This window comes from Flavobacterium sp. CR10 (assembly GCF_055814415.1).
Window position 1 is genome coordinate 1,996,157 of record NZ_CP185985.1, and the last position, 13,451, is coordinate 2,009,607.

At 33.7% G+C, this 13,451-nt stretch carries 16 protein-coding genes and 1 tRNA gene; 8 read left to right on the forward strand and 9 right to left on the reverse strand.

Translation table 11 applies throughout. From position 1 onward, the window contains the following. Positions 1-24: 24 nt before the first annotated feature. Complete coding sequence (locus ACNRYB_RS08985) at positions 25-423, reverse strand: hypothetical protein (RefSeq protein WP_473729831.1); 399 nt, start codon at positions 421-423, stop codon at positions 25-27. An 18-nt stretch (positions 424-441) separates the two neighbouring features. Beyond that, positions 442-1,893 (reverse strand): hypothetical protein, encoded by a 1,452-nt coding sequence (locus ACNRYB_RS08990; protein WP_473729832.1) that lies wholly within the window; start codon positions 1,891-1,893, stop codon positions 442-444. A gap of 277 nt (positions 1,894-2,170) precedes the next feature. Between ACNRYB_RS08990 and ACNRYB_RS08995 the strand changes: the two genes are divergently transcribed. Next, positions 2,171-2,335: a hypothetical protein gene (locus tag ACNRYB_RS08995; RefSeq protein ID WP_473729833.1), complete on the forward strand. Its 165-nt coding sequence runs from the start codon at positions 2,171-2,173 to the stop codon at positions 2,333-2,335. A 152-nt stretch (positions 2,336-2,487) separates the two neighbouring features. Here ACNRYB_RS08995 and ACNRYB_RS09000 read toward each other — a convergent pair whose 3' ends face one another. Continuing rightward, positions 2,488-2,895 carry a helix-turn-helix domain-containing protein gene (locus tag ACNRYB_RS09000; protein ID WP_473729834.1) on the reverse strand — a complete coding sequence of 136 codons (408 nt, stop codon included), beginning with the start codon at positions 2,893-2,895 and terminating at the stop codon, positions 2,488-2,490. 173 nt (positions 2,896-3,068) lie between these two features. Between ACNRYB_RS09000 and ACNRYB_RS09005 the strand changes: the two genes are divergently transcribed. The 5 genes from ACNRYB_RS09005 to ACNRYB_RS09025 all read left to right on the forward strand — a co-directional run bounded on the left by ACNRYB_RS09005 (position 3,069) and on the right by ACNRYB_RS09025 (position 6,627). After that, positions 3,069-3,926: a hypothetical protein gene (locus tag ACNRYB_RS09005; protein ID WP_473729835.1), complete on the forward strand. Its 858-nt coding sequence runs from the start codon at positions 3,069-3,071 to the stop codon at positions 3,924-3,926. 11 nt (positions 3,927-3,937) lie between these two features. Next, on the forward strand, positions 3,938-4,276 hold the full coding sequence (locus ACNRYB_RS09010) for a hypothetical protein (protein ID WP_473729836.1): 339 nt from the start codon (positions 3,938-3,940) through the stop codon (positions 4,274-4,276). Positions 4,277-4,304: 28 nt separating this feature from the next. Beyond that, on the forward strand, positions 4,305-4,622 hold the full coding sequence (locus tag ACNRYB_RS09015) for a hypothetical protein (protein WP_473729837.1): 318 nt from the start codon (positions 4,305-4,307) through the stop codon (positions 4,620-4,622). A 246-nt stretch (positions 4,623-4,868) separates the two neighbouring features. Beyond that, positions 4,869-5,114 (forward strand): hypothetical protein, encoded by a 246-nt coding sequence (locus ACNRYB_RS09020; RefSeq protein ID WP_473729838.1) that lies wholly within the window; start codon positions 4,869-4,871, stop codon positions 5,112-5,114. After that, the gene (locus ACNRYB_RS09025; protein WP_473730239.1) at positions 5,071-6,627 is read left to right on the forward strand and encodes a recombinase family protein; all 1,557 of its coding nucleotides are present in this window, start codon (positions 5,071-5,073) and stop codon (positions 6,625-6,627) included. Before ACNRYB_RS09020 ends, ACNRYB_RS09025 begins: the two co-directional genes overlap by 44 nt. Here ACNRYB_RS09025 and ACNRYB_RS09030 read toward each other — a convergent pair. The 4 genes from ACNRYB_RS09030 to ACNRYB_RS09045 all read right to left on the reverse strand — a co-directional run bounded on the left by ACNRYB_RS09030 (position 6,587) and on the right by ACNRYB_RS09045 (position 9,470). Further along, a tRNA-Met gene (locus ACNRYB_RS09030) sits at positions 6,587-6,659 on the reverse strand. The genes ACNRYB_RS09025 and ACNRYB_RS09030 overlap by 41 nt on opposite strands. A gap of 91 nt (positions 6,660-6,750) precedes the next feature. Further along, positions 6,751-7,275: a DUF4269 domain-containing protein gene (locus tag ACNRYB_RS09035; RefSeq protein ID WP_473729839.1), complete on the reverse strand. Its 525-nt coding sequence runs from the start codon at positions 7,273-7,275 to the stop codon at positions 6,751-6,753. After that, the gene (locus tag ACNRYB_RS09040; RefSeq protein ID WP_473729840.1) at positions 7,268-8,800 is read right to left on the reverse strand and encodes a glycosyltransferase family 39 protein; all 1,533 of its coding nucleotides are present in this window, start codon (positions 8,798-8,800) and stop codon (positions 7,268-7,270) included. The genes ACNRYB_RS09035 and ACNRYB_RS09040 overlap by 8 nt, the downstream gene beginning before the upstream one ends. Positions 8,801-8,921: 121 nt before the next feature. Next, a complete protein-coding gene (locus ACNRYB_RS09045) occupies positions 8,922-9,470 on the reverse strand; it encodes a DUF4494 domain-containing protein (RefSeq protein ID WP_473729841.1) in 549 nt (182 codons plus the stop codon). Positions 9,471-9,879: 409 nt separating this feature from the next. Here ACNRYB_RS09045 and ACNRYB_RS09050 point away from each other — a divergent pair, with 409 nt between their 5' ends. Next, the gene (locus tag ACNRYB_RS09050; RefSeq protein ID WP_242502494.1) at positions 9,880-10,122 is read left to right on the forward strand and encodes a hypothetical protein; all 243 of its coding nucleotides are present in this window, start codon (positions 9,880-9,882) and stop codon (positions 10,120-10,122) included. A 28-nt stretch (positions 10,123-10,150) separates the two neighbouring features. Here ACNRYB_RS09050 and ACNRYB_RS09055 read toward each other — a convergent pair whose 3' ends face one another. Both ACNRYB_RS09055 and ACNRYB_RS09060 read right to left on the reverse strand, forming a co-directional pair. Beyond that, a complete protein-coding gene (locus ACNRYB_RS09055) occupies positions 10,151-11,089 on the reverse strand; it encodes a hypothetical protein (protein WP_473729842.1) in 939 nt (312 codons plus the stop codon). A gap of 88 nt (positions 11,090-11,177) precedes the next feature. Next, on the reverse strand, positions 11,178-11,717 hold the full coding sequence (locus ACNRYB_RS09060; protein ID WP_473729843.1) for a helix-turn-helix domain-containing protein: 540 nt from the start codon (positions 11,715-11,717) through the stop codon (positions 11,178-11,180). Positions 11,718-11,907: 190 nt separating this feature from the next. On the opposite strand from ACNRYB_RS09060, the gene ACNRYB_RS09065 reads away from it, so the two are divergent. Then, the gene (locus ACNRYB_RS09065) at positions 11,908-13,374 is read left to right on the forward strand and encodes a glycoside hydrolase family 130 protein (protein ID WP_473729844.1); all 1,467 of its coding nucleotides are present in this window, start codon (positions 11,908-11,910) and stop codon (positions 13,372-13,374) included. Positions 13,375-13,451 lie beyond the last annotated feature (77 nt).

Consider the following 13,451-nt stretch of genomic DNA (forward strand, 5'->3'; position numbering starts at 1 on the left):
CTAAAAATTTATTCTTCATTTTATTTATTCAATTTCAAAACTTGCTTCAACTTGTATATACCTTTTTTTGCCATCTTCAGTTTTGACTAAAAAAATAACGTAATTTTCAAGGTAATCAGTAAGCTCATAATCTCTTAATTTTAATCTTCTATTTTCGTCATAGAATTTAGATGACCTAATAAATTCTTTAAGACCAATTTCTTTTTTTTTAGTCTTGTAATTCTCTATCTTTTGAACTTCAGTAAAGTAAAAGCCACCAATACGAGCACCACTACCATCTTTTATATAATAATAATTTGGATTTTCAGGATATTTGGTAATATAATTACTATCATAAGCAAATAAAAGTGTGTCTTTTACTTTTTCCTGAGCTCCTAGTAAGCAAGGAAATAATGACAAAATAATAAGTATAGCAATTTTCATATCTTTTATTTTTTATTATTAATTACTGCAAGGGCTTGTTTTGGAGAATTGATCTACTCTGCTAGCAAGAGCCACTATAGATGCTTTTTTTGCATCTGGCAAATCATTCCAAGCTTTCACATGTTCATCCCTCAATCCTCCCCACGCAAGAGCCTCATAAAATTCATCATTTGGAGCTTCACCCCAATATGCAGTGTAAGCGCTGATGTCACCAGGAAAAAAACTCTGATGAAATTGTTTCAATGCTTCCTTCATGCTCTGAACGTACAATGTAGCCATTACACTGTGCTGTTCCCCTTCATACTTTTCATATGTCGTTTTAAAATCTAAATTCTCTACATTCATTGCAAGCACTGTGCCAAGTTTCCTATAAATATCTGCGTGTATATATTCGTGCAAAATAATTCTCGCAACTTCAAGCGGAGCTCTTTTATTTGCTTCAGTAGTACTAATTTCGATTTGTATCAATTTACCATTTGGCTTTAACGTCCTTCCATTAAGATATGTTACAACGCCATCTACAGTTTTAGGTAAAGCATCTACGGACGAAATCGCAATATCGAATTTTGATTCCCCTTTAAACTTTGAAAATAGATTTTGGACGAAAGAATTACCGTTTTTATTTAATAAATCATTAAGACACTTTGCTTTTCCTGTAAGATAATCCATAATTTGGAAAGCAGAACTTTCTCCAAGATACTGTCCCCCATCGCTATATCGATAATAATGTGCCATTCGCTGAAGCTTTATAGCTTCTATGTCTACTGGACCATCGCAAGGATAAGGCAAGATATTAATACTTTTTGTCACCCTTTCACCTACATAGGTAACCTCTAAAATCTTTGGACCTTGACTAACTACTCGCCAAATGTCTTGAGTTAGCCATACAGTTTGTGTATATGTTGCATCGCACAAAGGTATTTTGCTTGTAATGTCCGACGGAACATAAAACAAATTTATTGCTTTTGTTAAAACATCCAATTCATTTTTTCCTGAAACATTTGTAGCTTTACCATTTCTAACCACAACTGAACCTAAGTTTTCACCATTAAAGGAATACACATTCAATCCCCCTGTAAAACCCTTTAGATTTGTGATAGTCTGAGGGTAAACAGCACTTTTTTCAAGCGTATAAACTTCTAAAAAATACGATTGCGATTTGTCTTCATTTTCAATTGTAACACCTTGGTATTTCAATTGGCTTTGCAGAATGTCAGATTTAAAAGTGTTTACAGTTTTTTCTTTTGCTGAAAATTCTGAAATAGTAAAATTATCTTTTTTAGTTACATTGACATTTTCAAAATCCGCTTCAACATTTTGGGCAATGTTAAGATTTGAAAATTTTGCTAATTCTAAATCTGTTCTAACAGTTTTTACATTTTCCTGATTTTTTGCTAATTCATCACTATTACACGACAAAAGAAAAAGTGCAATAAAAAAACAAGCGGAATACTTAATAAATTTCTGCATATGCATTAACATTGGTTGGTTAATAAATTCTTTTTAAACTAGAAAATATCTTACAATTAAAAGGTTGCTAATATAAATGATTTATATTGAATTTAACAATAAAAAAATCCAAAAAATATTACAATAAGACTTTTGTTTTTGAGTGAAGCCAATTAAGGCACAAGTTCAAGAATAATAATATTATAGAGTAAGAGAGGTAAAAAAAATAAAAGGATTTGTGGATTTCCGTAATGAATTTTAAATAATATAATTTTACTTTGATATTAAAAAATTAAAAATGCAAAAATCACTCGACCAGCAATATTTAGATGTTAGAATTGAAATGCAGAACCATTTCAGAGAAATGGAAAAAGAAACAAAAATTGAAGTGATAACGCTTAAAGCATTAGTCGCTTTGATTTTTTGTAGTCTTGTTTTCTTGGTTGTAATTAGCTCAAGTTGATTGTCCATATTTGTTAAAAAGACCTAGAAAGATGAAAAATATGTTAACTAATATTTTAAGCTATTCAATTGCTATGACATTGATAACTTTTAGAAAACCAAAAAGAGACTCGAAAGTCTCTTTTTTTGAATTAATATATCTTTTATAAAAGCTTATTTGGCTTTTAGTAATTTCTCCAAATATTCGACTTTGTCTTTTTCTGCTTGAACTAAACGTTCAAATAATTTGATCTGCTGTTCGTGGGCTTCTATCAGTTTATCTAAGGGATTAAAAGTACAGTGGTAGTTACCCACTGTTCCCTGACTATTATCGTAAAAACTATTGAAATAATTAAACACCGCTTCTTCTGAAAAATTTTTAATTGCCTCGACACTTACCTCTAAAGCTTTTGCCACTTCTTTTAATTTTTCATCATCAATGGTTTCGCTGTTTTCCAAGATAGAAACAGCCTGCTGGTTTGTCCCCATAGCCTGTGCGAGTGCTTCCTGTTTCATGTCTTTCAGTTCACGGATACGGCTGATCTTGCGCCCCATGTGGTTTGGTTTTGTTAATGTACTCATAGTCCAAAGATAATAATTAAGGATAAAAAAGCCAGATTTATGTATGATACATATTTTCTTATGTACGGTACGGGACATTTTGATAGCGTACCATACAGGTAATGGCTTACTTGCCAGTGTATTTAGCAAAAATACAATTTTTCAGACAAGTATTAACTAAAATGAGTAAAATTATGAAAGCAATTCAAAACACCGCATCCGATTTAATTTATCGAGTTATTTCACAGAACATCAATCCGATAGGCATTTACTGTTTTGCAGAGAAGAAAAGCAGTTATACTTTTAATGAGCCTTTCCAGAAATCTGTTCAGAAAGAAAAGCATGTCCATCTTTATCTGCTTGTCATAGCCGAAGAGTTCGAAGATAACATAGGCATTGACATCACCGATAAGATAAAGAGCAGATCAAGAGGCCAGATAACCGTCACAATTCTGCTTCACAGATTGAGAAATATTATAAAACTATATGGAGACCAGCAGTATTTCTTCTGGAACATTTTTAAGAATGCGCAGAGAATCCATATAGATGCATACAGATCGCCTATAATCTGGGCTAAGAATCCAGAAAAAAGATATGTGAAAAGCACTTCAGCATACGCAGGAGACAGAAGAAATGTAACTGAATCTATATGGGATTTTATCTATAATAACGACCAGTATTTTTCATATGAAGTCAGAATGTGTTCCCTTCATCAGATAGTGGAACAGACCTGCCTTTCCCTTATAAGAGTTTTTCTGGGATATACTCCTAATCATTTTTCTCTTGGCTACTTATTTGAGCTTTGCGAATACTTCACAAGCTTGACTTCTGAATACTTTCCCCGAAACAGCAGGGACGAAAAAAATATGTTCAAGCTTTTGAAAAAGAACCCAAACACGCTTCGATTCAGCAGAAGGAACAGTTTTGATTATCTGTACTATGGGCTGATGGAAGACAGATGCCGTGATTTTATGAAAGAAGCGGAAGCCATTATTCAGAAGGAACTGGAAAGGCTTGAGGGAATTCATCAGGATGAGACATTATCAGCATAAAAGCGGAAATCATGGAAACCGATGAAATAAAAAAACTGGAAGGCATCAGGGTGTTAAGCGGAAAACTGCTTAATACCCTGAAAAAAGCAGAGGATAAAAGAGGGATGTATAATGCAGAGATCAGGGTTTATGGCTATTGCGAACTTGGTTCAGTTGTTAGAAACCTAATGAAGCTGTGCATTATCGCTTTAGATCAGGACAGCGCAGAAGTTCCGCCTACGATTCAAAACCAATACATTGATGTTGGGCTTATACTGGGAATTGCACTGCAATTATTTCCAGTTGATGAACTTGAATTTTTAAATGAGATTACGGATCTGTTTTTAGAGAATAAAGAAGAAACAGAATAGCCAGCATAAAGTTTTAATATTTAGAATTATGGAAACTGATAAAATAAAAACACTGGAAGAATTTAAAGATTTTGCATCCTATCATTTTAAGCTTCTGAAACCTGCCAATGACAAAGACGGGGAATCAATTCGCGAGATAAGATTTTATGGTTATGCAGATATGACATGCCTGGCAGTGAATCTTATCCGTATGTGCCTGAATGTAGTTTATTCGGATGAACTGGATAACAGGGAGATCTATATAGGCTCTGTTCTGGAACTTGCACTTCAGCTGATTCCAAGTGCAGAAATAGAGGTTATGGATGAAATATACAGAATGCTCAATGAAAAGAAAGAAGATAAATGAATATTGGGCATATCAATGGTTTCAATGCCGTTTTCATGAACATATTATGTCCATGACATTGAGAGAAAAGCATTTTATCTTTGTTGGAATCATAACATTGTATTGAGTGATGATAGGTAAATTTTACTTATGATCCTCAGGTGATTAGGTTTTATATTTGTATTATCCTACCCAAATTTTGCGCAGGGTAAAATGAGAAAAGTGTTTTAACTTTATAGCGATGAATGATTGTGGAACAAAAAGACCGTGGCTCGGTCTTTTTTTAATGAAGAGGAATTTCAAATGGAGAAAGATGGAAGAGAAGAAAGAGGAAAAATGACGGCAGAAAAGACCAGAAAAATGCTGAAAGATGAAGGAGTGGAAGTAACGCTGGAACAGGCGGAAATGATTTTAGAATTTTTAAGAAAACTGGCAAACATGGCAGTTTCAAACTATTTAAAGAAAAAAGATGAGAAAAATAGCAGACCTATACGTGAGAGTGAGTACCGATGAGCAGGCAGACAGGGGCTACTCACAGAGAAATCAGGAAGAAATGCTTCGCAAGTACTGCGAAATAAATGCAGTTGAAATAAGACACGTTATTTATGAAGACCATTCGGCAAAGACATTCAACCGTCCGCAGTGGAAGAAACTGCTTGCGGATTTAAAGAAGCATAAGAATAAAACCGATCTTCTCCTGTTTACCAAATGGGACAGGTTCAGCAGAAATGCGGGAGATGCATACCAGATGATCAGTATGCTTAGAAAATTGGGAGTTGAGCCTCAGGCTATAGAACAGCCTTTGGATCTTTCAATACCCGAGAACAAAATGATGCTGGCTTTTTATCTGGCTGCTCCCGAGGTAGAAAATGACCGTAGAGCCCTGAATACCTTTCACGGAATGAGAAGGGCTAGAAAAGAGGGAAGATATATGGGAATTGCTCCCATTGGATATGTTAACCGAGTAAAAGAAGACGGTACAAAATATATTGCATTCGACCAGCCAGAAGCCTCTATTTTAAAATGGGCTTTTGAAGAACTTTCCAAAGGAATTTTCAATACGGAACAGGTGCTTCACATGGCAAAAGAAAAGGGGCTTAAAGCAGGCAAGAACCATTTTTGGAGAGCGATCCGCAATCCTCTTTACTGTGGAAAGATAGAAGTTCCTAAATATAAGGATGAGGAACGCACTTTAGTGAGAGGACAGCATGAAGCATTGATCTCGGAATCACTTTTTTACAAAGTTCAGGATGTGCTTGACGGGCGATCCCGCAAATATCTTCCAAAAGCTCTTTCAGCCAAGCCTTTTCCGCTGAGAGGTTTTTTCATCTGTCCCGACTGCGGGAAAATATTGACTGGAAGCATATCCAAAGGACGACATAAATATTACCCGTATTATCATTGCAGTGCAGGTTGCAGATACAGGATTAATTCGGAAACTGCCAATGAGATATTTATACAAAACCTTAAAAAATATGTGCCAATTCCTGAAATCAAAAATATCTATGCCAATGTCATAGGCGACTGTTATAAAGAACAGATCAAGGATGTGTTGGAAGAAAAAAATAAAATTATAAGCCAGATCAAAGATTATGAAGCCAGAATCTCAAATGCAAGAGATCTACTTGCAACAAAACAGATTGATGCTTCAGACTATCGAGATATGAAGTCAGATTACGGAGAGATGGTAAGAAGGCTTGAATTAAAATTATCTGGTATCGACGATGAAAATAAGGATATCGAAGAGCTTTTAAAAGCGGGAGTAGACAACCTGATGAAGCTTAACGAATATTATGAAAACGGCAACTGGATTGAATCGAGAGATTTATTAGGTTCGATTTTTCCTGAGAATTTTACGATCTCAGAAAACGGGTTTCGAACCGCTCGAGTAAACGAAGTGGTGCATCTCATCTACAGTATCAACAGGCTGATAGGGCTAAATAAAAAAGGGACAAAGAAGAGATTTTCTTCTTTGTCCCAATTAGTAGCGGGAACAGGACTCGAACCTGTGACCTTCGGGTTATGAGCCCGACGAGCTGCCTACTGCTCTATCCCGCGATGTTTCGGGTGCAAAGATACACACTAAATACGGTTATGCAAATAATTTTAGTACTTTATTTTTTATAATTTTAAAAAGAGATGGCTTTTCTTAGACTTTATAATCCAATAATTCTTGGTAAACGTTTCCGTTTAAGCCTAATAGCAAGCCAAATGCAAGTTCGGTTTTTATGCCACTTTCTTTCAGTTTTATAATCTCTAATCTAAAGTTTTCGTCTTTAGAACTTAGAATTTGGTCTTCAATGACCATATGTCTGTAGCCATTTTGAAGTTCTGTTGGAATATTTTGGCCAAAAATTTCTATTTCGAAAGCCTCAATAAAGAAGTTTGCCACAACAGATTCTTGATTGTCAATTACGATTTCTCGAATCGAAAAGCGGTTTTCTTTTTCGAATAGGTATTTAATTCTAGCAATAAAATCAGATTTGTTTTTCCAATAACAGACAATGTCCAAATCGCTGTTTTCAATATCAATATTTATCGGAATCGTGCCAACCAAGATTGGATCAAATTCGGCAAGATTTTCCAAAACTTGATGTTTGGTCAATATATGAAATGCCGCTTGCTGTTTTAGATTTCCAGTTTTTAAATAAGATATGTTTTTGAAATTAATCATTTATGATCTTACTTTTTTCTTCGTTGATTTCCTGCTCTAATCTTTTATTGATATCAATTTTAGCATTTTTGAAAACAAAAATTGTAGCGCGGTATCCTCTAGCGTATTGGTTTGTGACCTCACCGCCAATAACCGAAGATTCAAAGTACGGACTTGTTTCTTTCATTTCTTTATCGTTTTCTTCAAAATCCTTAACACGAATCAAATGTTTGTATTGAATACTAAGATCAAACCAATTGAGATAATCAGCGTTGAAAGAAACAGCCTTTATTCCTTTTTTAGTATAATAATTAATCGCTCCAGCTTGTCCGTAATTATCGCAGAGCACAATTGTTTCTTTTTGGTTGGGCAATAATGCGTAGAGCGAATCTGTTTTTCTGGCCAATTCTTTCCAGCCCAGCATATCGGCAAAATCTTGAGGCAAATGATGGTCTTTTCCGTCTTCCCAACGCAGCATTCCCATTTTTTTATATTTCTCTGAATGCGCTACCATATACTCAGGACTTTTGTTTGGAAAAGCAATATCATACATCGGAATAAAAAACAATAACGGAATTAGGATAAAAACAGGTTTTAGAAAACGCTTCCATCCATTGTTTAAGATTTGAGATAAAAATACAGCTCCAAAAGCAATGTAAATTGGATATAATCCGATTGCGTAATATGCTTTTGCTTTGAAGTAAATAAAAATCAAAAGTGTGAAAACAAACGATGCAAAAAATAATTGGTACTTTTTGAAAGGCTGATACAACAAAACCGCATAAAGTCCAGCTAAAATCACCAATAAACCGCCGATAAAAAAGAGAATTTGTTCTTTTAGGAAATTGGTTCTATCGACATTTACCAATTGGGTTTCTGCCAGTTCTTTCATATGATGTACAATCGGAAAATGATTGCTGTACTGCCAGTAAAGATTCGGGAGAATTAATATTAATCCTAAAATCAGAGAAAAATAAAACTCTTTTTTTGCCAGTATTTTTCGCTGTTTAGAAAGTAAAATGGCAGGAACTAATCCGAGGAATAAAAACGCAATATTGTACTTGTTCAAGAAGCCAAAGGCGAAAACTACGCCTCCTATATAGAGCCATTTTGTGTTTTCTGAAGTAATGTATTGTATTAAAACATAATAAAATGCAGTCCAGCATAAAACGTCAAAAGAGTTTGGCTGATACAGTGTATTTAAACGCAGCAAACACGAAAACAATACACATAAAGCACCAAGAATTAAGGCGTAAAGATTACCTTTTAAAAGTTCTATTGTTTTCCAGACAATCAAAAGCGTCAAGACGCCAAATAGGACAGGAAAGAACTTTACCCAGAAAACCGAATTTCCGAGTATGAGAATAATATAAGAAAACCAAGAAGTAACTGGCGGAACAGATAAATAGCCCCAGGCCAAATGATTTGCTTGATCGAGATGCAGATATTCGTCACGCTGCAAATCGTATTCTGGGCTAATTAAAACACATTGAAGAATGAATTTTAAAACTATAAATCCTAATAAAATCAGGTTTCTTTTGGTCATTTGGTTTTGATTTAAGGGTCAGTTATCTATAGCTAATATATTATTTATTTTGAATTATTTAGGGAAATAAAAAAAGCTCCAGATGTTTCTGAAGCTTTTGTTTTGATGTTTTTTTGGATGATTATTCTTCCACAGCAGTTTCAAATTCCATGTGGTCGATAATTTCAGCTTCTGGTTTTTCTGGTTTAGAAGCTTTCAAGGCATTAAATCTTTCTAACATTTCTGTTTCGCCTTCTTCACCACTGAAATAAGGGAAAACATCCATAATTGGAGTTTCTGTAATAGCAGGAATAGAATATTCGCCCATTGTATTTTTCATTATGTGAAGTGTATTGTCATAAGCTTCGCGAACATCATTTGCCTGAACCAGCATATACATGCTAGTTTTTCTTTCCTTACCGCTTTCTTCATCATAAGCGATTAGCGTGATTTTAGATTTAAACCATCTATCTGCATTTTCAAAAGGATGAATTTCAGCATAATTTGCCACTTTGATAGCTGTGATTTTAAATTCTTCGCTAGTATAAGCAGCCATTTCTTCAGTCATTCTTTTTTCGGCCTCAGTATAAGACAAAGCGTCAACCAAATAAGGTTCGGTTAAAACTTTTTGTCCTCCAGTTTCATCTGTTTTTCTATATTTTACTTTGCATTCGTACCAAACTGCGCTCATCTCTTTTTAAATTTTAAGGATGCCAAAGATAAATTTTACAGCAGAAATAATAGTTAAATCTTCAAATAGATATTCACAATTTTAGATGATTTTTGGTAATGTTTTGAGGTTCTGAAAGTTGTGTTTTTTTAATGGTTATAATGCTTTGTAGTTGCATTCATCTTATAAAAAATAAAAATATTTTCTTCTAGATTTAAAATTAAATAATTGTAATTCAGTGATTTATTTTTTTATTCGGAAAAATAATAAAAAAAGAAGCCTTTCCTAAATCCAAAAGCTCGATTTGAACGTAATTGTCAATAATAATGGCTGGGAATGAGATAAATTCAAATGGTATTGGTTTTTGGAGCATATTGAATCTTATCGCATTCCTACGCTATTATTTTTTATGAATATTAAAAGTAAAAGTTTGGGAAAATTAGACGTTCAAAAGTTAAAAGAGACTTTAAAATATTTGGAAAGCAAACAGCGTGAACTAAAAAGACAGAATCAAAATGATACGCGAAGTCTGGAATCGATGATTAAATATTTAAAGAAAGATATGATGGAACAGCACAATTTATCTGATCATCATCACTTGATTAAACAAGAAATCAAAGACACGGAAATCTTTATCGAAAACGTCAAAAATATCATCAAAATCAATTCTTAAAACCGTTTAGTATTGTAGAATTGTACTTTTATTCCAATTTGAATTTTTCGTTTCTGCAATCTAGAATCAATTTGTGATTCAGGAAAAGTTTGTTGCCAACCATTCCTTGCATTCCAGAACGTTTCATCAAGAATTTTTGCAAATCTGAAGTGCCTTCTATATGAGTAACTTCAGAAAGATTCAATGTGACTTTTCCAAATTGTATTTTCTTTTTCGCGGAAGCGGAATAAACACTCAAAGTATTTCCCCATGAATTCCCTTTTTCTGTTTTTATTGCACTGTTTTTATTACGGTATTGCTGCCAGATTTCTTTTGTAGTAATCAATTCATAACCGCTCGTTCCAGAATCGTAGAGCAGTTTTAGATTTTCATTTTCGATAACCGAAGGAATAAGAATTTTGCGTTTTTTGAATTCAAAATTAGCAAAATCATCTTCTTTAATTTTCTCTATAAAAGAACACTGACTGTTTTTAAAGTCTAAAACAGTAATTCGTTTTTCTAATAAATCGGTTCCGAGTGTGCCAATTATATTTTCAGCATTTGTATCGTTGAAATTAATTTTTTCGCCATAATCTAAAATTTCAAAATCATTTGAAGTTATATTCATTTTTCCGATCTTAAAAGCGCTAGAGATCGAGGAGTTTTCATTATCAATTTTTAATTGATTTTGAAATTTTTCAGCAATTGATTCCAATGATTTTTTATAGAAAACGGTAACAGGAGAACCTGAGTCAAACTGCATATAGAATGTTCGATTGATTCCTTTTATTTCTATAGGCAAAAGTAAAGCAGAATGGGAGTTTTCGTTGCTTGAAATCCATTTCATCGGGATATTTTCAGCAGTTCCCGAAACCTTCAGATAGTTCTCTGGCGGAGTGAATTTCTTTTGAAAATAAAAATATCCTCCCAAGCAGAATAAAACAATAATAATTAAAAATACGAATGCAATTTTCTTAAATAATTTCATGGTCTGTTTTTTCTGCAAGATTCGGATTTCGATTCCGATTTTCGTGCAAAAACACTACGACAGTTTTACGTCATTTTTATGACTTGAATTATAAGAAGTTGTTTTTCAGTTTTATAGCAAGATCTTGTTTTTGGTTTAAACTGATTCCGTTTAGAATAACGATAATGAGTTTTAAGCTTAAAATTGCAATTAATGGAATAATGAAAAGCGGAAATTTTAAAGTAAGCGAATTTTGTACAAACGGACTTGCGATCATTAAAATTGAAAGTAAAAGGCTTAAAACAATTTGAAGACTCACAATTTGTTTTCCTAATTCTTTGTTTATAGAATCTTGGGTTTTGTGCGTTAAAATTAAAGGAAAAATGACGCTGCCAAACGGAATGATAAGTCCTGATAAAACCGAAAGATTAATAAGTTTTGCCCTTTCTATTTGTATATTTTCTTTTTTTATAATGAGATTTTCAGGAAGAGTTTCTAACGCCTCAGCAATAGTTTTTAAGGTAAAACCTTTAAGAATATTTCCAGCCTCAATTCTCTGAATAGTCCGTAAAGAAAGTCCAGATTTTTCGGCAAGTTCATTTTGAGTCATATTTTTTTCTTCTCTCAAAAATTTAACTTTATTCTTCATGATTTTAAGTTGCTGGTCTAAAGACGAAATTATGAAAAAACTTTTGATGAAATGACGATAAATAAAACCTTCAATTCTAGGCCGATTCAAAGTTTTAATAAAAAATTAAGTTTTTTTCTTTAACAAAAATTACTAACTTGTTGTGTAATAAATAATTTCCTTAAATGTTTTTGTTATAAAATTTCCAATTATGCGAGTATCCGTTGTCCGAAAAAATGTAAAGTTATTACCAGATTCCAAAAGAGTTGTTGCCCGATATTTTATGAATGGGCAGGAAAGAACGCAGCAAATGGTACTTCGGATAATGATGCTGGATGAGAAACAGGTCTTGCAGACTTTAGAGCAGACACTTCGTGAATTTGCTAGAAGACATAGAAATATTTCGGCAGTATTTTTTAGACACTGCGAAAGAATAAGACCTATAATAGAAGAAATGCAAATTGATTATGAGGCAATGTCTCTAGACCGTAAAATGCTCATTGGGTCTTATTGCACTATGGAGTACGCTATAGAATCGGCGGCAATTTTTAATCCGTCAATTGTAGAAGATTTTGATCAGACGGGATTAGAAGTAGGAGAAAAACGAGTTATTATTTCTTTTCGAGCAACTGGTGAAGGTCACATCTCGTCAATTGTTTTTAGAAGAGCGATTTTAGACCGTGATAACAATCTGCATATCATGAAAATAGGAAATCATATTGATAAGGCAGAAATAGAACATAAAACCTTATTTAATAAAGAGCGATTTCTTACTAAGCTGTACGAAATGCATACAGCAGATAAATACATTGCTCAGATAATGCAGGATCTTCCAGATGAATTTGAATTTGCAGTTCTTAAAAATTTACTGATTGAGTCTTTAAAAGATCCTTTAATTCGTGAAGAAAGAAAAGTAGCGCTCGAAGAAATATTGTGGCTGGCCAATTCTTTTTACGATTTACAGTTCAAACATGATTCTGACATTACGGAGCGTGTCATTTTTCCGATTTCTGATTCGGAGAGCCGCGGAATAGAAGATGCGCGTTTTGTTCGTTTTACAGATGATAACGGTTCAAGTCGAGTTATGGCAACATATACAGCTTATAACGGACATACAATTCTTCCTAAGTTAATTTCTACTGAAGATTTTTATAGTTTTAGAGTTATGCCGCTTCACGGAGAAGGGGCTCAGAATAAAAATCTCGCATTGTTTCCTCGAAAAATAAAGGGAAAATATGCCATGCTTGCCAGAATTGACGGGGTAAACAATTATATTATGTATTCTGATCGAGTAACACAATGGAATACTCCTGTTTTACTGCAAGAACCACGCTATACTTGGGAGCTTACTCAGATTGGAAACTGTGGGTCACCGCTTTGGACAGAAGAAGGATGGCTTGTAATTACGCATGGAGTTGGAACGATGAGACGTTATTGCATTGGCGCTTCATTGTTTGATCTCGACGATCCTTCAAAAGAAATAGGACGATTGACAGAACCTTTGCTTTCTCCTTTAGAAGATGAGAGAGAAGGTTATGTGCCGAATGTGGTTTATTCTTGTGGAGCAATTATTCATAACAATAGCTTAATTCTTCCTTATGCCGTATCAGATTATTGCTCAACTTATGCTGTAGTTGATATGGTTGAATTGATAGATGCGCTTAAGAAAAGCAAGTAATACTTTTAGATTCCAATTTCACTCACTAGTTATGTTTAATCTGCACACATCTGCTTTTTATCTTTTTTAATCTGCGT